The sequence below is a fragment of the Paraburkholderia sediminicola genome, assembly GCF_046026855.1.
GTDB classification, from domain to species: Bacteria; Pseudomonadota; Gammaproteobacteria; order Burkholderiales; family Burkholderiaceae; genus Paraburkholderia; species Paraburkholderia sediminicola_A.
In genome coordinates, this window is record NZ_JAQQET010000001.1 from 176,716 (window position 1) to 195,731 (window position 19,016).

A 19,016-nucleotide genomic window follows, 5' to 3' on the forward strand; every position below is an offset into this window, starting at 1 on the left:
GGTGTCGACGTCCTTTATGCGGCTTCCGAAAGCAGCGCGTGATACAGGTCGGCTTCGCTCAACGTATCGGCCTGATATTCGTTCGCCACACGTCCCTTCTTCATCATCAGGATGCGATCGCAGTTCTGTAGCAGTTCAGGCAGGTCGTCGCTGATCAGAATGATGCCAATGCCCCGCTGCGACAGGCGCTGCATGATGCGGTAGATGATGTCCTTCGATCCGACGTCGACACCGACCGTCGGTCCATGCAGAATCAGCACGCGCGGATCGATGGCGAGCCAACGGCCGATCAGCACGCGCTGCTGATTGCCGCCCGAGAGCGACTGAACGGGCTTGTCGACGCCGGGCGTGGCGATCTGCAAATCTTTCACCGTCTGTTCCGCGAGTGCCTGCGCGCGCGTGCGATCGATCTGGCCGAAGCGGTCCCGCAAGCTGGAGATCATCGCGGTAATCACGTTGTCGCGGATCGACTTGTCGAGAAACAGCCCTTCGTTCAGACGGTCCTCCGGCACGTAGCCAATGCGATGATGTTTCGCGTCCGAGGGTGTGCGCAATGAAATGACCTTGCCGTCGAGCCTCACCTGTCCGGCGTGTGCCGCCGTCACGCCGGCGAGTGCGCGAGCAAGTTCGTTGCGCCCGGAATCGAGCAGACCGGTGACGCCGAGAATTTCACCGCCATGCAGCGCGAACGACACGTCGCTGAACTGGCCCGCGCGCGTGAAGCCACGCACGTCGAGCACGACATCCTGCCCAACCGCGCCTTCACGATAGCGTTCGTTCGACAGATGGCGCCCCGTCATCAGCTCGCTGATCTGCGCCTTGGTGAATTGCGCGATCGGTCCCTGCGCCATTTTCTGGCCGTCGCGCAGCACGATGACTTCGCCGCCGATTGCGTAGCATTCGTCGAGCTTGTGGCTCACGAACAGCACCGTTACGCCCTGCGCCCGCAGATTCGCGAGCACGGCAATCAGATTGTCGACTTCCTTTTGCGTGAGCGACGTGGTGGGCTCGTCCATGATGACAAACTTGGCCTCGCTGGCAATCGCGCGAGCAATGGCGACGAGCTGGCGCGTGGCGAGCGGCAATTGTTCGATCAGGGTTGCCTGAAATTCGGCGTCGCCAGGTAGCCCGACCGATTGCAGCGCTCGCGCTGCCGTGCGTGCGAGCGCCCGCCGGTCGAAGGTACGCGCGAGCCGGCCTTCGTGCGTGGCCAGCTCTGCGGTGAGCGCGACGTTTTCCGCCACGTTCATGTTCGGCAGCAGCGAGAGATCCTGATAGACGGTCTCGATTCCCGCCGCCAGCGATTCCAGTGCGGAAAGCCGTGCATGCCGAACGCCTTCGATCACGAGTTCGCCTTCGTCAGGCGGCTGCGCGCCGGAGATGATCTTGATCAACGTGCTCTTGCCGCAACCGTTCTCGCCGAGCAGATGGTAGATCTGGCCGCGCTCGAACGACAGGCTCACGCCGCGCAATGCATGTACGCCGGTGAAGCGCTTGTGCACGCCGACAACCTGCAAAAACGGCTGCGAGGTGTCGGACTGCGGCAGCTGAGACGATACGTCTTGATTCATGATGGCGAGTCGCAAGTTAAGGCGTGCTCATACGGGCACGCCTTGAAGAAAGCCCCCCACCCCGAAGGAAATCCCCTTCGGGGAATGGGGGACGCCGTGACACATAAAGCAAAACAACCTGATCAGAACGGATACTGCTTATAGTTCGATTTGTCGACGTTCACCCAGCCCTGGCCGCGCACGATGATCCCTTTGCCCGGCCCCTTCGCGACGGTGACTTTCGTGTAGCCCGGAATGCCGAGATCGGCGCCGTTCTCAACCGTCTTGCCATCGATCAGCATCTGCGCAATCTTGTTCATCGCGATGCCCGCAAGTTTCGGATCCCAGAACGCAATGCCGTTGATGGCGCCGCTCTCGAGGAACTTGCCCGCCTCAGTCGGCAGGCCCGTGCCGTAGACGCAGATCTTGCCCTGCATGCCGGCTTCTTCGACCGCACGGCCAATGCCGATCACGTCGAGCGAGGACGAGCCCTGGAAGCCCTTCAGGTCCGGATGCTTGCGCAGCACTTCCTTCGCGACTTCATAGGCGCGCTCGCCGTCGTTATTGGTTTCGAGTTTCGGTTCGACCAGGTTCATCTTCGGATATTTGGCCTTGGCGTTGCCGATCCCGCCGTCGGCCCATTGCACCTGCGAGCGGCTGCCCAGCGAACCGACCAGCGCGACCCACTTACCGTCGTCGTGCATGCACGAAGCAAGACGTTCGTTCAGACCGGCACCGTAGGCGGTGTTGTCGAACGCTTCGATGTCGACCATCGTGTTCTTCTCGTTGTCGGCTTCGTGCGTGACGACCTTGATGCCACGATCCATCGCCTTCTTCAGCGCCGGTTCGAGCGTCGGCGGATCGTAGGGCACCACGGCAATCGCGGTGACCTTCTTCGCGATCAGGTCTTCGATGATCTTCAGTTGCTGCGCCGCGTCCGCCCGGCCCGGACCGGTCTGATACGCAGTCACGCCCGGGTTGTCTTTCGCGAATTGCTTGACGCCGTCGTCCATCCGGTTGAACCAGTTGATACCGGTCACCTTGACGACCGTGACGATCGTCTCGTTGGTTGCCGCGTGTGCCGCGGCGATCACGCCCACCGTAAGAGCGCCTGCTGCGAGCGCGGTGCCCAGTCGAGTCAATTTCATGCAATGTCTCCTTTATCGTTCGATGACGCCCCACTTCACCCGTCACGGACAGCCAGGGCTTGTTGTCCGCCGCGTACTGAAACTTTTGATTGCGCCTCGCGTTTGATCGGCTCGCTAACCTTTCGGCGCCGTGCCGGAACGTGCCGCACCACCGGCGCCGCCACCACCGCCACTGCCACCGAAGCCGCCAAAGCCGAAAATCGCGCGCACCCGCTCGCCGCCCGCGAACGCGAGCGACAACAGCAATAGGAAACCCCACGCGCAATCGCCGAAAAACTGCGACACGCCCAGCAGATTGAACAGGCTCGACAGAAACTGCAGCACCGTCGCGGCGAAAAACACGCAGATGATGCGGCCGTGGCCGCCGGCAGGATTCACGCCGCCCATCACGGCAATCAGAATGGCGATCAGCAGATAGGAATTCCCGTAATCCCATTTCGCACTGGACGTATGCGCCGCGCTGATCAGACCCGCGAGTGACGCGAGCACACCGCACATCGCATAGGTCGTGATCAGCATCCGCGCGCGCGGAATGCCGGCATAGAACGCGGCTTTGGGATTGGTGCCCATCAGATAGAGACGCAGGCCGAACGGGCTGCGTTTGAGCAGCCATCCCAACACGACCACGGCGGCGATAAAGATGCAGAACGCGATCGGCACCTGAAACACGGTGCCGTTACCGATATTCGACAACGGGTCGACATAGTCGACATGCACCGAAGCGCCGTTGCTGAGCACCACCGCTATCCCCGTGAATAACAGTTGCGTGCCGAGCGTGCAAAGAATCGGCGTGAGTCTGAGCCGCGCGATGACCACACCGTTCAGCAGTCCGCCGAGCAGCCCCATCACCACCACGATGACGCAGAAGAGCGACGTGTAAAGCGCCGGTGAGTCGTCGCCGTTGACAAAGCGCGGCACGACCAGCGCGGCGACCATGCCGGACAGGTTCGCGAGCCCGACGCCCGACAGGTCGATCCCGCCATTGCCCGACACCATCGACAACATGATGCCGAGCGCGAGCAGGCCGAGTTCGGGCAACTGTCCGCCCATCGACTGCAGGTTATCGATATCGACGAATTGCCCGTGCGAGAGCCATGTCGCGGCCAGCACGACAAGCACGTTGACGATCAGCAGAAAATTCAGTTGGCGGTCGCCGAACATTTTTCCAGCGGTGAACGAGGACTTCATGGTGAGCACAATCTCCTTCAGCCTTCGCGAATGGTCGGGACAGCGGTCAGAATGCCTGGGACATTCCGGCGGACTGGTTCAACACGCGGTTCACTTCGTCGAGCGTCGGCATGGAAGGCGCCGTGCCCGGACGCGTGACGGAAATGCCCGCGAGTGCGCAGCCGAAACGCAGCGCCGTGATGGCGTCGTCGCCGCGTGCGAGAGCGGCCGCGAAGCCGCCCGTGAAGCCGTCGCCAGCACCGGCGGTCTCCACCACACGGCCGCAGTGATAGGCCGGCACGAGCACCGATTGAGTGGCCGAGTGCAGCAGCGCGCCGCCTTCCCCCAGCGTGACGATGACCGCGCCCACACCTTTGGCGAGCAGCACATCGGCGGCACGGCGTGCGTCGTCGGCATTCGCGATCGGCACGCCGGTGAGCGCGGCGGCTTCGGTTTCGTTGGGGGTGATGTAGTCGCACAACGGGAAGATGTCGTCGTCGAGCAGCAAGGCGGGCGCCGGATTGAAAACGGTGATGACGCCGTGCCGGCGCGCCACCTCAAGGCCGCGGCGCGCGGCAGCGAGCGGCTGCTCGAGCTGCGTGACGAACACGCGTGCGGCGGCGATGTCCGCTTCGATCGCGTCGACATCGGCTGCATTCATCGTACCGGCCGCGCCGGAGGCGACGATGATCGCGTTCCCGCCCGTAGTGTCGTCGACAAAAATATGCGCCGCCCCAGTGGACACGCCCTCAATCACCGAGGCGCGCGCCGTGATGCCTTCCCTCGCCCATGTTGCGCGCGCGATCTCGCCGAACGCGTCATTGCCGATGCGGGTGCAGAACACCACCTCGGCGCCGGCGCGAGCCGCCGCCACCGCCTGATTTGAGCCCTTGCCACCCGGCCCCATCGCGAACGCCGAGCCGGCGATCGTCTCGCCGATCAGCGGCATACGCGCGGCGCGAAACGTCAGGTCCGTGACATAGATGCCGAGAATGACGACACGTCCGTTTCGTTGTAAAGACGTGCTCATTCGCGTTCTCCCTGAGGGGCGTTCATCAGGAAGCCGCCGCGCGGGGCATTCGCCGTGCGCAGCAAGACGGTGTTCAACAGCAGATTCAGATACTTCAGCACGTTGTCTCCTCCATTTTCTGGTTGGCGTGCATGTCGTTCCGACACCCGGTCGGTCTGTCGGTCAGTCTCCGTACGGTATCCAGATGTTCTTCACCTGCACGGCCTGACGCAGAAACGGCCGGCCTTCGCTCGAACGGTCGAACCAGTCGAACTGGCGGCCGTGATCGACGAAGGTGCGTTTCAGATTACCGATCGACTCGCGCTCGACCAGCGTCGAATCCGCCGCCTTGCCGAAACACCAGACAGCATCGACGTCGTCGTGTTTGGCGAGCGCCGGCAACAGCGCGCCACGCTCGCCCGTGACGATGTTCAGCACCCCACCCGGCACATCCGAGGTCTCGGCCACCTGATAAAAGTCGGTCACCGTAAGCGGACACAGCACGCTCGGCAACACCACCACGCGATTGCCCATTGCCAGCGCGGGCGCCACCAGCGACACGAAGCCGAGCAACGGCGCTTCGTCCGGACAGGCGATGCCGATCACGCCGAGCGGCTCGTGCATCGCCAGCGCGACGCCGCGCAACGGCGGCGTATGCACGGCGCCGTCGAACTTGTCGGCCCACGCCGCGTAAGTGAAAAGACGCGCGATCGCGGCCTCGACTTCCGCATGCGCCGCCGCTTCCGTCGCACCGTTTCTCGTCACAAGTTGCCGCTCGAACTCATCCGCACGAACGGCCAGATTCTCCGCGAGATAGAACAGCACCTGGGCGCGGTTATGGGTACTCGCCTGCGACCATTTCTGCGCGGCGCGCGCCGCCTCGACCGCGTTGCGAATGTCCTTGCGGTTCCCCTCGCCCACCTCACCGACCAGCGAGCCATCCGGCGCGTGAACCGGCAACGAATAGCCGCTGTCCGGACGCACCTGCTTGCCGCCGATAAAGAGCTTCGCGGTGCGATCGATCAGCGTGACATTCGACAACGGCTCGCGCTCGCCTGCGCCTGCTGTCTGTTCAGCGCGCACGGCCTGACGGTCAGCAAGATTGAGCCAGGCTCGCGGTTTCAGATATTCGTAGATGCCCTCACGACCGCCTTCGCGACCATAGCCCGACTCGCGGTAGCCGCCGAAACCGACCGCCGCGTCGAACAGATTGGTCGCATTGATCCACACGACGCCGCAGGCAAGGCGCGGCGCAATATCCAGCGCGCGGCCGATGGTTTCGCTCCACACGCTTGCGGCAAGGCCGTAGCGCGAATTGTTGGCAAGCGCGATCGCTTCATCCGGCGTACGAAAGCTCATCGTGATCAGCACCGGTCCGAAGATTTCTTCCTGCGCCAGAATGGAAGCCGGCGCCACACCGGTGACAAGCGTCGGCGGATAGAAACAGCCGCCGGCGGGCATCGTCGTAGCGGGCGACTGCCACACCGCGCAGCCCTCGCGCCGCCCGGTTTCCACCAGCGACTGAATGCGTTCGAGCTGCACCGGATCGACGATCGCGCCGATATCGATACTCTTGTCGAGCGACGTGCCGACGCGCAGCGTTTCCATACGGCGCTTCAGCTTCGCGATGAAGCGCGCTTCGATCCCCTCCTGCACGAGCAGGCGCGAGCCCGCACAGCAGACCTGCCCCTGGTTGAACCAGATCGCGTCGACGACACCTTCGACGGCGCCGTCGAGATCCGCGTCGTCGAACACGATGAAGGGCGACTTGCCACCGAGTTCGAGCGTCAGCGATTTGCCCGAGCCGGCCGTGGCCGCGCGAATCAGGCGCCCCACTTCAGTCGAACCCGTGAAAGCGATCTTGTCCACCCGCGGATGCTCGACGAGCGCGGCGCCGGTGCGGCCGTCACCCGTTACGACGTTCAGCACGCCTGCCGGCAAGCCGGCCCGATGGGCAAGTTCGGCAAACAGTAAGGCGGTGAGCGGCGTGTATTCGGCCGGCTTCAACACGACGCAGTTACCCGTCGCAATCGCCGGCGCGATCTTCCACGCGAGCATCAGCAGTGGAAAATTCCACGGCACGATCTGCCCGACGACACCGAGCGGCGCGTAATCGGCGAATTCGCTCTCCTGCAGCTGCGCCCACCCCGCGTGATGCAGGAAGTGCCGCGCGACGAGCGGCACGTCGATATCGCGCGTTTCGCGAATCGGCTTGCCGTTGTCGAGCGCTTCGAGTACGGCAAAAAGGCGGCTATGACGCTGGACCATGCGGGCGAGCGCATACAGATGCCGTGCCCGGCCGGCGCCACCGAGCGCGAGCCAGCCCGGCTGCGCGGCACGCGCGGCGTCCACCGCCGCGTCGACATCGGCCGCGTCGCCCTGGGCGATTTCGGCGAGCCGCTCACCCGTGGCGGGCGCGTGCGAGGCGAAGCGCTCACTGGCGGCGGGCGCATGCCACGCCCCGCCGATGAAATGCCCGAAGCCCGACTCATGTTGCGCGAGCCACGCGCGCGCGGGTTGATCGTCCTCGGGTGCGGGACCGTACTCCATCGATGAAAAATACTCGGCTACGCTCATGGGATCGGTCTTCTGTTCAGGCTGCGGGGTGACGGTTGAAAGCGGAGTAACGACCGCTCACATGATGTTCGAGCTGGCGTTCGATATCGGCCAGCAGGCTCGATGCGCCGATACGGAACAGCTCGGGTTCGAGCCACGGGCGGCCGAGTTCTTCCTTCATGAGGATCTGATAGGACAGGACGGACTTCGCGCTCGACACGCCGCCCGCCGGCTTGAAACCGATCGGCACGCCGGTGCGCTCCTGGTACTCGCGGATCATGCGCACCATCACCAGCGAGACATCCAGCGTGGCGTTGACGCCTTCCTTGCCGGTCGACGTCTTGATGAAGTCGGCGCCGGCCATCATGCAGACCATCGAGGCGCGCGCCACGTTGGAGAGCGTGCGGATGTCGCCGGTCGCCAGAATCGTCTTCAGATGCGCCGGCCCACAGGCTGCGCGGAAGTCGCGTACTTCGTCGTAAAGCGCCTGCCAGTTGCCGGTCAGCACGTATTCACGCGTCACGACAATATCGATTTCCTGCGCGCCGTCCGCGACCGAGGCCTCGATCTCCTTCAGCTTCAGCGGATGCGGAATCAGTCCGGCGGGAAATCCTGTGGAGACCGCGGCAACCGGAATGCCGCTGCCCTGCAGCGCATCCACTGCCGCCGCCACGAAGCGGTGATAAACGCAGACCGCGCCCGTCGTGATGCCGCGCGGCGCGATGCCGAGCGCGTCGAGCAGATCGGCCCGCACCGGTTGGCGCGCCTTCGCGCAGAGACGGCGCACGCGCCCTTCAGTGTCGTCGCCGTTGAGCGTGGTGAGGTCGATGCAGGTGACGGCCTTCAGCAACCAGGCCGCCTGCGCATCTTTCTTGACGGTACGGCGCGTGGCGAGCGTCGCCGTGCGCCGTTCGACCGCGGACTGATTGACGCGCAAGCCGTCCAGCCAGGACGCGTCGAAGGGCGTGCCCGGATTGCGAACCGGATGGACGAGCGAGCCGCCGCGCAACGCGACGACCGAAGAAGACAGCACAGGGGCTTCAGGCATAAGACATCCGGAAATTTGATGCGGCGCACAACAGCCGCCGGCAAGTTATTCGCACTTATGCTACAACGATTGATAGAATCATAACAAGTTTCTCGGTGCGATCGTTACATAAGTGGGCACCAAAGCCTCTCCACACCCTGCAATGTTATTGACGCACCATATTCATGATGCGAAGATCACAAGACGGTTTCGATCGCCAGCACCATACAAAGAGAAAAATTTCGTCGGTTCGACGAAGGAGACATGCCAGATGAGTGAGCCGGCTGCGGTCGCGCCATCGCCTCAGGTTCCATTGATCCGTGTTGCGGGCGTCACCAAGCGATTTGGTGGCGTGCAGGCGCTGCGCGGCGTCAGCCTCGACGTACTGCCCGGCGAAGTCCACGCCTTGCTCGGCGAAAACGGCGCGGGCAAATCCACGTTGATCAAGATTCTCAGCGGCGTTCATACCTACGACGACGGCGTCATCGAGATCGCCGGTCAGAAAGTGGCGTTCGATTCACCCGCGCGCTCGCGTGAGGCGGGTATCGCTGTGGTCTACCAGGATCTGAGCCTTGTCGAATCGTTGTCGGTCGGGGCGAATCTGATGCTCGGGCGCGAGCCCCGCACACGTCTGGGCTTTGTGAAGAACCGGCAACTGATGGCGACCGTCAGCGAATTCCTCCGCTCGCACGGCATCCCGCTCGATCCGCGCACACCGGTTGGTGCGTTGCCCTTCGCGTACCGGCAAATGACCGAAATCTGCAAGGCGCTGATGGGCGACGTGCGCGTGCTGATCCTCGACGAACCCACTTCAGCGCTGACGGGCGGCGAAGAGCAGATCCTGTTCGACGCGATTCGCGCAGTCACGAATCGCGGCGTCGGCGTGATCTACGTGACGCATCGGTTGAATGAGGTGTTCCGGATTTCGCAGCGTGTCACCGTGTTTCGCGACGGGGCCAATGCCGGCGTGTTCCAGACGGCGCAGACCGATATGAAGCAACTGGTCGCGGCGATCGTCGGCCCGGGCCATGCCGCGTTGCAGGCGAGGGAGAGGACGGCCGCCGGCGTGGCGGATGACGAATCTGCTATCGGGCGGCAAACATTGACCACATCCGACACTGCCGCCGCCGCTGCGCCCATTCTCGCGTTGTCGAACGTTAGCAATGACAGGCTTCACCACGTCGATCTCACGATTCGTCCTGGCGAGATTCACGGGCTCGCGGGACTGATCGGTAGTGGGCGCACGGAAATACTGCAAACTATCTTTGGTATTCGCAGGATCGAAGCGGGCGCCATCGAGATCGACGGTCAATCCCGTTCGCGTATCACGCCCGCCGAAGCCATCCAGCTCGGCGTGGCGCTGGTGCCCGAAGATCGTCATCTTGAAGGGCTCGTCCTCGATCATTCGATCGAGCGCAACCTGACCTTGCCGCGCTTGCCGCAATTTTCTCGCTGGGGATGGCTGCGCAGCCAGGCAGCCGTCCACCAGGCGAAGCGCTCGATGAAAGAGCTGTCCGTCAAGGCACCCGGCGCGTCGACCGCAGTCAGGTTCCTGTCCGGCGGCAACCAGCAAAAAGTGGTCTTTGCGAAGTGGAACCACCCGCGCCCCAAGATCCTTCTGCTCGACGAACCGACTGTCGGCGTCGACGTCGGCGCACGCGAGGAGATCTACGGCGTGATTCATGATGCCGCGCGCGCGGGCACCGGCGTGCTCGTCGTGTCCTCGGACCTCGATGAACTGTTGCGCCTGTGCGGCCGGATTTCGATCGTCGCGGACGGCTCGATCGTCAAGACCGTCGAGCGCGCTGAACTCGCCAACGCCGAAGCGCTTCATCACCTGATCCAACTGTCCCGTTCTTCCATCGAGTCCCCCGAGCACGCACTATGAACGATTCTGTCTCGCCGCTAACGGCCGAACGGCAGGCATCGCCACCGCAGAAGAGCCGTATGCGGCGCATCGCGCAACTCCTGCTGCAAGGCGACCGGCCCTACGCGCTCTACGGCGCGTTCGCGATCCTGCTGGTGGTTTTCAGCCTGGCGTCGCCCTGGTTTCTCTCCATCGACAACTTCCTGAATATCGGCCGCCAAACCGCACTCGTGTCGATCGTCGCAATCGGCATGACCTTCGTGATCATTGCGCGGCAGATCGATCTGTCGGTCGGATCCACGCTCGCGCTGTCGGGCATGTCTGCGGCGCTTGCGATGGCGTACGTGGGTGACAACTGGATCATCGGTGCGATTGCCGGCATCGGCGCCGGTGCGATCGTCGGCGCGCTCAACGGGGTCGTGACCACGCGACTGAACATTCCCTCGTTCCTGGTGACGCTCGGCACCTTGAGCGCCGCACGCGGACTCGCCCTGATGGTGACGACGACGAGACCCGTGATCATCACCAACGACTCGTTCATCGCGATCTTCGGCGAGGGCGACATTTTTGGCGTGCCGGTGCCGATCATCTGGACGCTGCTTGCCGTGATCGCGGGCATTCTGCTGCTGCACTACAGCGTGTTCGGCCGGCAGATCTATGCGGCCGGCGGCAATCCAACGGCGGCACTCTACTCCGGCATCAACACGAGACGTGTGACTACGCTCGCCTTCATTCTCACCGGTGCGCTGGCCGGACTCGCCGCGCTCGTGCTCTCCGCGCGCTCGCATGCGGCACGGCCCGATGTCGTGCAGGGACTCGAACTCGATGTGATCGCTTCCGTGACGCTCGGCGGCTGCAGTCTCTTCGGTGGCCGCGGCTTTGTGCTCGGCACGCTGCTCGGCAGCCTCATCATCGGCACGCTCAATAACGGGCTGGTCCTGCTCGGCGTCAGTTCGTCGCTGCAACTGGTTATCAAGGGGGCGATCATCGTCGCGGCTGTGGCCTTCACCAGGAAGTGATTCAGGAAGTGGCCGGGGAAGTAACGAAAGCACGTCGATCACGCGAGATGTCACGTGCCCGCGTTGTTCGTGAATGGCAGGAGACGTAACACAAACATGAAGACCAACGGAGAAGAATCATGAAACATCGTCGTGGCTCAGGAAGTGTTCTACCCAGCTTCATCGCGGCGGCAGCCGCCGTCGTGGCGCTGGCAACGCCCGCCGCCTACGCGCAATGCGTGACCAGCCTGCCGGCCGGTTCGATCGGACCGAAGACGATTGTCGGGCAAGGGCCGAACGGCGAAAAAGCAGCCTCAGTGGATGCCGTGAAGCTAAGCGACGCCGACATCGCCAAAATCAAAGCCGGCAAGTTCAAGGTCGGCATTTCGATGCAGACCATGAATCTCGACTGGTCGCAATTGCAGGTGCAAGGCATCACGGATACGCTCAAAAAATACGGCGTGGAAGTGATCGGCACGGCTTCGGCCGAATACCAGGTCGACAAGCAGATCGCGGATATCGAGAACACCATCCAGCGCCATCCGGACGGCATCATCTCCATTCCGGTCGACGGAACGGCAACGGCTGCCACCTACAAGAAAGTGTCCGAGGCCGGGATTAAACTCGTGTTCATGGACAACGTGCCGACGGGCCTCAAGCATCCTGAGCAATACGCGTCGATGATTTCCGCCGACAGCGAAGGCAACGGCCAGATCGCGGCGAAGGTGCTCGCCTCGTGCGTCCCGCACGGCGCCACGATCGGGCTCGTGAATTTCGGCGTGGATTACTTCAGCACGACGGAACGCACCAAGGCCGTCAACGACTGGATCAAGAAAAATCGTCCGGACATCAAGGTCAAACAGGTCGCCTTTACGGATCCGTCGAAAGTGGGGCAAATCGCGGGCGATTTCCTCACCGGGAATCCGGACGTCAAGGGCTTGTTCGCCGTCTGGGATCAACCGGCGCTCGACACGCTGACGTCGATGCGGGCGCAAGGTGTGAATATTCCCGTCACGACGGTCGACCTGGGCCTTCAGTCCGCGATCGAAATTGCCAAGGGCGGACCGCTCAAGGCAACCGGCTCGCAACGCCCGTACGATCAAGGCGTGGCCGAGGCCATGGCGATGATGAAGGCGCTGATCGGACAGACACCGCCCGCGTGGATCGGCGTGCAGTCTCTGCCGGTGGTTCAGTCGAACGTGCTCGAGTCTTATAAGACGGTGTTCAAGAAAGACCCGCCGCCCCAGTTGGCCGACGCATGCAAGAAAGCCAAACCGGCTTGCGGGTGACGCGTGTGGGTGACATCAGGCACGCATGATCCGGACGCCATTCCAGCGCCCGGATCATGTGTGACCGCTCGTGACGGGTTGTGCCTGTTCGAGCCCTCAGGCGCGGCCCTTGCCCAGGCGGAGCAAGGTAATATTACGGTTTGGCGTCCGGCGCGCGCGCATTATGGCTCGCGCGTCCTGACGCCCGACGCAGCAAGCCATCAGACAGCGGCAGCACGGCAAGTGCATCGACTGTTATGCTCGCTGCCCGCGCAGTCACCCCATCCGCCACCCATGAGTTCTGTCAGCCGCCGCATCGCGCACCTGGACATGGACGCGTTCTACGCGTCCGTTGAACTCCTGCGCTATCCGGAACTGCGTGGCAAGGCGGTGGTAATCGGCGGCGGCCGCAATGGCGTGCCGCAAACGCTTGAAGACGGCAGCCGCCGCTTTGCGAAGCTGCGCGATTACGCGGGCCGCGGCGTGGTGACCACCTCCACCTACGAAGCCCGCGCGCTCGGCGTGTTCTCAGCAATGGGCATGATGAAAGCGGCCGTGCTGGCGCCCGACGCGATTCTGCTGCCCACGGATTTCGAGTCGTATCGCCACTACTCGCGCCTGTTCAAAGCGGCGGTCGCCGCGTTCACGGACCGGATCGAAGACCGCGGTATCGACGAAATCTATATCGACCTCACCGAGCTGCCGGGCGAGCCAGTCGAGATCGCCGCGCGCATCAAGCAGGCCGTCAATCAGGCGACCGGCCTCACCTGCTCCATTTGCGTGGCGCCGAACAAGCTGCTGGCGAAAATCGGCTCCGAACTCGACAAACCCGACGGTCTCACGATCCTGACGCCTGCGGACGTGCCATTACGCGTGTGGCCGTTGCCGGCGCGCAAAGTCAACGGGATCGGCCCGAAGGCCGCGGAAAAACTCACCGCGCTCGGTCTCGGCACCGTGGGCGATCTGGCGGCGGCGGACGCGGGTCTGCTGCAGGACCACTTCGGGCGCAGCTACTCGGCGTGGCTCATGCAAGTCGCGCAAGGCTACGACGAGCGGCCAGTCGTGGTCGAATCGGAACCCAAGTCGATGAGTCGTGAAACGACCTTCGAACGCGATCTGCATCCGCGTCATGATCGCCCGGCCTTGTCGAGTTCGTTTACCGGCTTATGCGTGCGGGTCGCGGAAGATCTGGTGCGCAAAGGATATGTGGGCCGCACCGTGGGCATCAAGCTGCGCTACGACGATTTCCGCACGGTCACGCGCGACCTGACGCTCGACGAACCGACCGCCGACGCCACCGAAATACGGCGCGCCGCAACCGAATGTCTAAGGCGCGTGGAATTGAATCGCAAGCTGCGGCTGCTGGGGGTGCGCGTGAGCGCATTGACGCCGGCCAACGCGCAACCGGCGAAACAGCGTCTGCCGGTTCAGGCCGATTTGCCTTTTGCCGGCGACGATTAACCTGCCGCCTCCACAGGGACACCGGCATTCTTGCGCGCCGCCGGCAAGCTGGTTTCCACACTCGACGCCGCAATCGAAAACGCAAACGTGTTAACTCCGTTCGCACTTTCCACCGACACCGTGCCGCGATGCATTTCGGCAATGGCCTTCACGATCGCGAGACCCAAGCCATGGTTTTCGCGGCTATTGGTGCGAGACACTTCCGCGCGATAGAACCGGTCGAACAGGTGTTCGAGCACGGCAGGCTCGATCGGCTCCCCCGGGTTGGCCACCGCTACGCGCAACTGATCCGCTGCATCCGAGATCGTCACCGTAATCCCCGCGCCCGGCGCGCAGTGCTGGATCGCGTTCATCAACAGATTCGTGCAGGCACGGCCGAACAGCGAGCGGTTCACACGCGCCACAGCATCGCCGCGCAATTGCGCATGCACGCGCGCTTCTTCCAACGGAATCTCCAGAAATTCCAGTGTATGCGCGACCTCCGCGGCCAGCGACACTTCGACGAGGCCCGTCGCGCGCTCGCCCTGGTCGGCGCGAGCGAGGAACAGCATGTCGTTGATGATCGCGCGCATGCGCTCGAACTCTTCGAGATTCGATTGCAGCGTATGGCGCAAATCGTCGACCGAGCGGTTACGCGTCAGCGCCACTTCGGTCTGGCCGATCAGAATCGTCACCGGCGTACGCAGTTCGTGAGCCACGTCCGCGTTGAACGACTCGAGGCGGCCATATGCGCCGTCCAGACGTTCGAGCGCGCCGTTGAACGAGTTGGCCAGATCGCTCAATTCAAGTGGCAGCGAGGCCGTATTCAGACGTTGCGAGCGGTTATTCGGGCTCACCGCAGACGCATCTCTCGTGAGGCGCGTCAACGGCGCAAGACCGAGCCGCGTGACCGAATAACTCAGCAACAGCACGGCGAGACTACCCAATGCGGACAGCGCGGCGAGCGCCGAACCGAACACGCGCATCGTGCGAAGGTTTGGCGAACAGCTGGCGGCGACCTGCAATTGCACGGGTGGGCGGGCGCCATTAGCCGGTATCGTCACCGTGATCGTCAGCATGTCCGCACCGCCGCCGATCGGTGAAACAGTTGTGTAGCCGCCCGGCCAGCTCGATACCACCGGTCCCTCGACGGGATTGCCATAGTGAAAATACGGATCGGTGCTCAACACCGAATACATCGTGCTGCCGTCGTGCGGTGTCATGTCGGTGAGTTTTTCGCGCGCTATGCGCCACTTTTCCGGTGTCACCGCGTGATAGACGATGATGCGTGCGATTTCCGTGCGATCGTCGAGCGACTCGCGCAAGTGATGCTGGAGTTGCGTGCGCAACACCACAAAGAGCCCGGTGCCGACCAGCGTGAACACGAACAGCGCCACAAGCGCGAACATCAACGCAAGGCGGCGCGCGATAGAACGGTTCATGATTGTTCTGCCTCCTCACGTACCTCGAGCACGTAGCCCATGCCGCGCACGGTATGCAGCAGTTTCGAGGCAAACGGGCCGTCGAGTTTGGCGCGCAGTCGTTTGATCGCGGTTTCGACTACGTTGGTATGGCTGTCGAAGTTGACGTCCCACACGAGTTCGGTAATGGCGGTCTTCGAGAGGATGTCGCCCTGGCGGCGCGCCAGCACGCTAAGCAACTGGAATTCCTTGGCGGTCAGATCGAGACGTACGCCGTCGCGGGTGGCGCGCCGGCCGATCAGGTCGACGAACAGATCGCCCACGGAAATCAGCGTCGACTCCTGCGAACGCGTGCGGCGCGCCAGCGCATGCAGCCGCTCGACCAGTTCGAGAAAGGAAAAGGGTTTGGTGAGGTAGTCGTCGGCGCCTTCGCGCAGACCGCGCACACGGTCGTTCACGTGGTCGCGGGCGGTCAGCATGATCACCGGTGTCGACTTGCGCATGCGCAGCGCTTTCAGCACGCTGAAGCCGTCGCGTTTGGGCAGCATGACGTCGAGGACAATGACGTCGTAATCGAATTCGGTGGCCAGATGCATGCCTTCCTCGCCGTCGAGCGCGACGTCGACAACCCAGCCCTGCTCTGTCAAACCGGAGCGCAGGTAGTCCACTACCTTATGCTCGTCTTCAACGATCAGCAATTTCATGCGCGTCCCCTTGTATCTGCATTATACGAAACGCTTCGCTTTCCTCGTTTCTGTCTGGCCGTGTCATTGTCGGGCGGCTCACTTCACTTCGCGGGAGCCATTGCCTCCTTCGTGTCCGCGGTGCTGCTGGGCGCCTGCACGCCCGAAATCTTCGTGTCGGCGTCCCAACCGCCGCCCAGCGCCTTCACCAGCGAAACCGACAGCGTCATCTGCTGGCCATGAATCTGCACGTCCTGACGCTCACTGGTCAGTAGCGACTGCTGCGCGGTGATGACGTCGAGGTAGGCGACCAGGCCGCCCGAATAACGGTCGTTGGCAAGCGAGAGCAGATGCTGCGCATCGGTCACCGCCTCGTGCGACTGCTTCGCCGCACCGTCCAGCACCGACAGGCCGGTGATGCCGTCCTGCACCTGCTGGAACGCGGTTAGCACAGTTTGCCGGTAATTCGCCTCGCTCGCCTGGTAGCCTTCGCTCGCGAATTTCACGTTCGCCGCCCGGCGGCCACCGTCGAACAGTACCTGGCCAACCGTCGCGCCAAGCGTCCACATCAGCGTAGGCGCGCTCAGCAGGCTTGCGAACTGCGTGCTTTCCCAGCCGATGCCCGGCGTCAGCGTCAGGCTCGGAAAGAACGCTGCTTTGGCGACGCCGATCTGCGCGTTCGCCGCGGCCATCGCGCGCTCCGCGGATGCGATATCCGGACGGCGTTGCAATACGTCGCTCGGCAAGCCAAGCGGAATCGGCGGCACACCCACGTCGATTACCTTGGGTTCGATGGCGAACTGCGGCGCGGGCACGCCGGCCAGTGCGGCAATCGCATGTTCGAACTGTGCGCGCTGATTCAACAGGAGTTGCGCCTGCACACGGGTCGAATCGAGTAGCGACTTCTGCTGCAACACGTCGAGCCCGGACACCGAGCCGAGGTCGTGCTCGTTCGTGACGTAATCGAGCGCCTTTTGCTGCAATTTCACCGACTGATTCAGCACGTCGATCTCGGCGTCGAGTTCACGCAGCGAGAAATAGTCGGTGGCGAGATCGGTAGTAAGGACGAGCCGTGCATTGGCGAGGTCGTCGGCCGATTGCTGCGCGGAGGCCGCGGCGCCTTCCACTTCGCGACGTATCCGTCCGAATAGATCAGTGTCGTAGTTGATCGTCGGACCGAGTTGCAGATTGTTCTGCACGGTCGAGGTCGTCGGCGTGGCGTAATTCGTGAGCGGACGGTCTTGCGAGACTCTGAAGCGCGATCCCGTCGCCGTCGCATCAACCTCGGGAATCTGCTGGGCGCGCGTATTCGCGAGCGTGGCTTTGGCCTGCTCATAGTGCGCGCTCGCCGCGGCAAGCGTCTGATTCTGCGCGAGCGCCTGTGCTTCCAGCGTGACGAGCGTCGGATCGCCGAACGCGCTCCACCATTCGGGCAAGATCGGCGCGTGCGAAGGCGCCGCGACGCGCCAGTACGAATCGGTTTGCCAGTTCGGCGGCACCTCGGCTTGCGGACGCTGATAATCCGGGCCGACTGTGCACCCGGCCAGCAAGGCCGCGCTCGCGGTGGCCGCAAGCGTTCTCAGTGCCGCCCGTGCCGTCTGTGTCGTTACTGCCCGATAAGCGCCCGCCTGCTTCGAGATCACGACGCCCCCTTGCCGTTTTTCTGCGGCTGCGTGATCTGCACGTGATCGCCGTCCGCGATCGAATCGCTCGGGTTGATGATGATCTTGTCGTTCGCCTCGATCCCGCTTTCGATTTCGAGCGACTGCCCCAGGTCCTGCGCGATCACGATCTTGCGCAATTCCACGTTGCCATTCGCATCGACCACCGCGACGCGTGGTCCTTCGGCGCGAAACAGCAAGGCATTGCCCGGCACCATCAATTGCGCATGGGCGACCGCCGGCACGGCCACCTGCACATACGCGCCGGGCCGCAGCTTGTCGTCGGGATTCGGCAAGGTCACTTCGATTTGCAGTGAGCGGGTCGGCACGTCGATCGCACCGGAGATGTGCGTGATCGTTCCGTGGAACTGCTGACCCGGCAATTCAGCCTGCGTGACCACGACCTTCTGTCCGACCGACACGTTTTGCGCGTACGCCTGCGGCAATTGCACATAGACCCGCAACGGGTCCGACTGCGCCAGTGCGAACAGCGCACGGCTCGTGCCGCTGCCCGCGTCGATCAGGTCGCCGACATCGACATTACGCTGCGTGATCACACCCGAAAACGGCGCGACGATGCGCTTGAACGATTCGAGTTGCTGCAGGCGTTTCACGTTGGCATCGGCAGCGGCGAGGTTGGCGATGTCCTGCGTGTAGGTGCTCTGCCGTTCGTCGAGTTCCTGCTGCGAGACCGCATCGCGTTGACGCAGTTGCTGCCAGCGATCCAGCGAGCTTTTGGCGAGGCCGAGACTCGAACTGGTTTGCTGACGCTGTGCCAACGCCTGCGCAAGTTCCTGATCGATTTCCGGCGTATCCAGATCGGCGAGCAGTTGCCCCTGCTTCACGCGCGCGCCGATATCGGCGTACCAGTGCAGCAGATACCCAGTCGAGCGTGCGTAGATCGGCGATTCGACATTGCCGCGCAACGTGCCCGGCAGCAAAGTGTTGCCGCCACCTTCCGTTTGCGTCGGACTCACCACGTTCACATACTGCGCGGCGTTCTGTTGAGTCGTTTCAGCGACCGAGCGGTTTTGCAGAACATCTGCGATCACCGTACGCAACGCCCCCACTGCGAGCAGCACCAGCACGATCCAGACAGCGATTTTGGCGCGCTTCCATTCTCGATTGCGCGGCGGCAAGGCGTGGCCGCCGTCGGCTTCTCGCGAGGGAATCGCCAGCGATGCATGAGTTTTTTCGGTCATCTCAGTCAGCCATCTCAGT

14 protein-coding genes are annotated in these 19,016 nt (G+C 63.2%); 4 read left to right on the plus strand and 10 right to left on the minus strand.

Annotated features, from left to right (window positions below):
• Positions 1 to 14: 14 nt before the first annotated feature.
• The 6 genes from PQR40_RS00770 to deoC all read right to left on the minus strand — a co-directional run bounded on the left by PQR40_RS00770 (position 15) and on the right by deoC (position 8,478).
• The gene (locus PQR40_RS00770) at positions 15 to 1,571 is read right to left on the minus strand and encodes a sugar ABC transporter ATP-binding protein (RefSeq protein ID WP_408508207.1); all 1,557 of its coding nucleotides are present in this window, start codon (positions 1,569 to 1,571) and stop codon (positions 15 to 17) included.
• A gap of 122 nt (positions 1,572 to 1,693) precedes the next feature.
• The gene (locus tag PQR40_RS00775; protein WP_408339873.1) at positions 1,694 to 2,698 is read right to left on the minus strand and encodes an autoinducer 2 ABC transporter substrate-binding protein; all 1,005 of its coding nucleotides are present in this window, start codon (positions 2,696 to 2,698) and stop codon (positions 1,694 to 1,696) included.
• A 114-nt stretch (positions 2,699 to 2,812) separates the two neighbouring features.
• Positions 2,813 to 3,886 carry an ABC transporter permease gene (locus PQR40_RS00780; RefSeq protein ID WP_408508208.1) on the minus strand — a complete coding sequence of 358 codons (1,074 nt, stop codon included), beginning with the start codon at positions 3,884 to 3,886 and terminating at the stop codon, positions 2,813 to 2,815.
• Positions 3,887 to 3,932: 46 nt separating this feature from the next.
• Positions 3,933 to 4,895, minus strand: coding sequence for a ribokinase (gene rbsK, locus PQR40_RS00785; protein ID WP_408508209.1), 963 nt, complete (start codon positions 4,893 to 4,895; stop codon positions 3,933 to 3,935).
• Positions 4,896 to 5,057: 162 nt separating this feature from the next.
• The gene (locus tag PQR40_RS00790) at positions 5,058 to 7,451 is read right to left on the minus strand and encodes an aldehyde dehydrogenase family protein (protein ID WP_408508210.1); all 2,394 of its coding nucleotides are present in this window, start codon (positions 7,449 to 7,451) and stop codon (positions 5,058 to 5,060) included.
• Between the two features lie 16 nt (positions 7,452 to 7,467).
• A complete protein-coding gene (deoC, locus tag PQR40_RS00795; RefSeq protein ID WP_408237079.1) occupies positions 7,468 to 8,478 on the minus strand; it encodes a deoxyribose-phosphate aldolase in 1,011 nt (336 codons plus the stop codon).
• Positions 8,479 to 8,728: 250 nt separating this feature from the next.
• Between deoC and PQR40_RS00800 the strand changes: the two genes are divergently transcribed.
• From PQR40_RS00800 to dinB, 4 genes are all read left to right on the plus strand, one after another.
• Positions 8,729 to 10,345, plus strand: coding sequence for a sugar ABC transporter ATP-binding protein (locus PQR40_RS00800; protein ID WP_408508211.1), 1,617 nt, complete (start codon positions 8,729 to 8,731; stop codon positions 10,343 to 10,345).
• Positions 10,342 to 11,343 (plus strand): ABC transporter permease, encoded by a 1,002-nt coding sequence (locus PQR40_RS00805; protein WP_408508212.1) that lies wholly within the window; start codon positions 10,342 to 10,344, stop codon positions 11,341 to 11,343. The genes PQR40_RS00800 and PQR40_RS00805 overlap by 4 nt, the downstream gene beginning before the upstream one ends.
• 119 nt (positions 11,344 to 11,462) lie before the next feature.
• Positions 11,463 to 12,611, plus strand: a complete 1,149-nt coding sequence (locus PQR40_RS00810; protein ID WP_408237088.1) for a substrate-binding domain-containing protein — start codon at positions 11,463 to 11,465, stop codon at positions 12,609 to 12,611.
• 273 nt (positions 12,612 to 12,884) lie between these two features.
• Positions 12,885 to 14,051, plus strand: a complete 1,167-nt coding sequence (gene dinB / locus PQR40_RS00815) for a DNA polymerase IV (protein ID WP_408508213.1) — start codon at positions 12,885 to 12,887, stop codon at positions 14,049 to 14,051.
• Here the strand turns inward: dinB and PQR40_RS00820 are convergent.
• From PQR40_RS00820 to PQR40_RS00835, 4 genes are all read right to left on the minus strand, one after another.
• Positions 14,048 to 15,472: a heavy metal sensor histidine kinase gene (locus tag PQR40_RS00820; RefSeq protein ID WP_408508214.1), complete on the minus strand. Its 1,425-nt coding sequence runs from the start codon at positions 15,470 to 15,472 to the stop codon at positions 14,048 to 14,050. The genes dinB and PQR40_RS00820 overlap by 4 nt on opposite strands.
• A complete protein-coding gene (locus PQR40_RS00825; protein WP_408237097.1) occupies positions 15,469 to 16,155 on the minus strand; it encodes a heavy metal response regulator transcription factor in 687 nt (228 codons plus the stop codon). Before PQR40_RS00825 ends, PQR40_RS00820 begins: the two co-directional genes overlap by 4 nt.
• Before the next feature lie 83 nt (positions 16,156 to 16,238).
• Entirely contained in the window at positions 16,239 to 17,717 is a 1,479-nt protein-coding gene (locus PQR40_RS00830; RefSeq protein ID WP_408508334.1) for an efflux transporter outer membrane subunit, read from the minus strand.
• 56 nt (positions 17,718 to 17,773) lie between these two features.
• A complete protein-coding gene (locus PQR40_RS00835) occupies positions 17,774 to 18,997 on the minus strand; it encodes an efflux RND transporter periplasmic adaptor subunit (protein ID WP_408508215.1) in 1,224 nt (407 codons plus the stop codon).
• Positions 18,998 to 19,016 lie beyond the last annotated feature (19 nt).

Bases quoted from the DNA above. Each gene is read 5' to 3' on its own strand.
- deoC (WP_408237079.1), bottom strand. From the start codon at position 8,478: ATGCCTGAAGCCCCTGTGCTGTCTTCTTCGGTCGTCGCGTTGCGCGGC.
- PQR40_RS00770 (WP_408508207.1), bottom strand. From the start codon at position 1,571: ATGAATCAAGACGTATCGTCTCAGCTGCCGCAGTCCGACACCTCGCAG.
- rbsK (WP_408508209.1), bottom strand. From the start codon at position 4,895: ATGAGCACGTCTTTACAACGAAACGGACGTGTCGTCATTCTCGGCATC.
- PQR40_RS00780 (WP_408508208.1), bottom strand. From the start codon at position 3,886: ATGAAGTCCTCGTTCACCGCTGGAAAAATGTTCGGCGACCGCCAACTG.
- PQR40_RS00835 (WP_408508215.1), bottom strand. From the start codon at position 18,997: ATGACCGAAAAAACTCATGCATCGCTGGCGATTCCCTCGCGAGAAGCC.
- dinB (WP_408508213.1), top strand. From the start codon at position 12,885: ATGAGTTCTGTCAGCCGCCGCATCGCGCACCTGGACATGGACGCGTTC.
- PQR40_RS00790 (WP_408508210.1), bottom strand. From the start codon at position 7,451: ATGAGCGTAGCCGAGTATTTTTCATCGATGGAGTACGGTCCCGCACCC.
- PQR40_RS00775 (WP_408339873.1), bottom strand. From the start codon at position 2,698: ATGAAATTGACTCGACTGGGCACCGCGCTCGCAGCAGGCGCTCTTACG.
- PQR40_RS00825 (WP_408237097.1), bottom strand. From the start codon at position 16,155: ATGAAATTGCTGATCGTTGAAGACGAGCATAAGGTAGTGGACTACCTG.
- PQR40_RS00810 (WP_408237088.1), top strand. From the start codon at position 11,463: ATGAAACATCGTCGTGGCTCAGGAAGTGTTCTACCCAGCTTCATCGCG.
- PQR40_RS00820 (WP_408508214.1), bottom strand. From the start codon at position 15,472: ATGAACCGTTCTATCGCGCGCCGCCTTGCGTTGATGTTCGCGCTTGTG.
- PQR40_RS00800 (WP_408508211.1), top strand. From the start codon at position 8,729: ATGAGTGAGCCGGCTGCGGTCGCGCCATCGCCTCAGGTTCCATTGATC.
- PQR40_RS00805 (WP_408508212.1), top strand. From the start codon at position 10,342: ATGAACGATTCTGTCTCGCCGCTAACGGCCGAACGGCAGGCATCGCCA.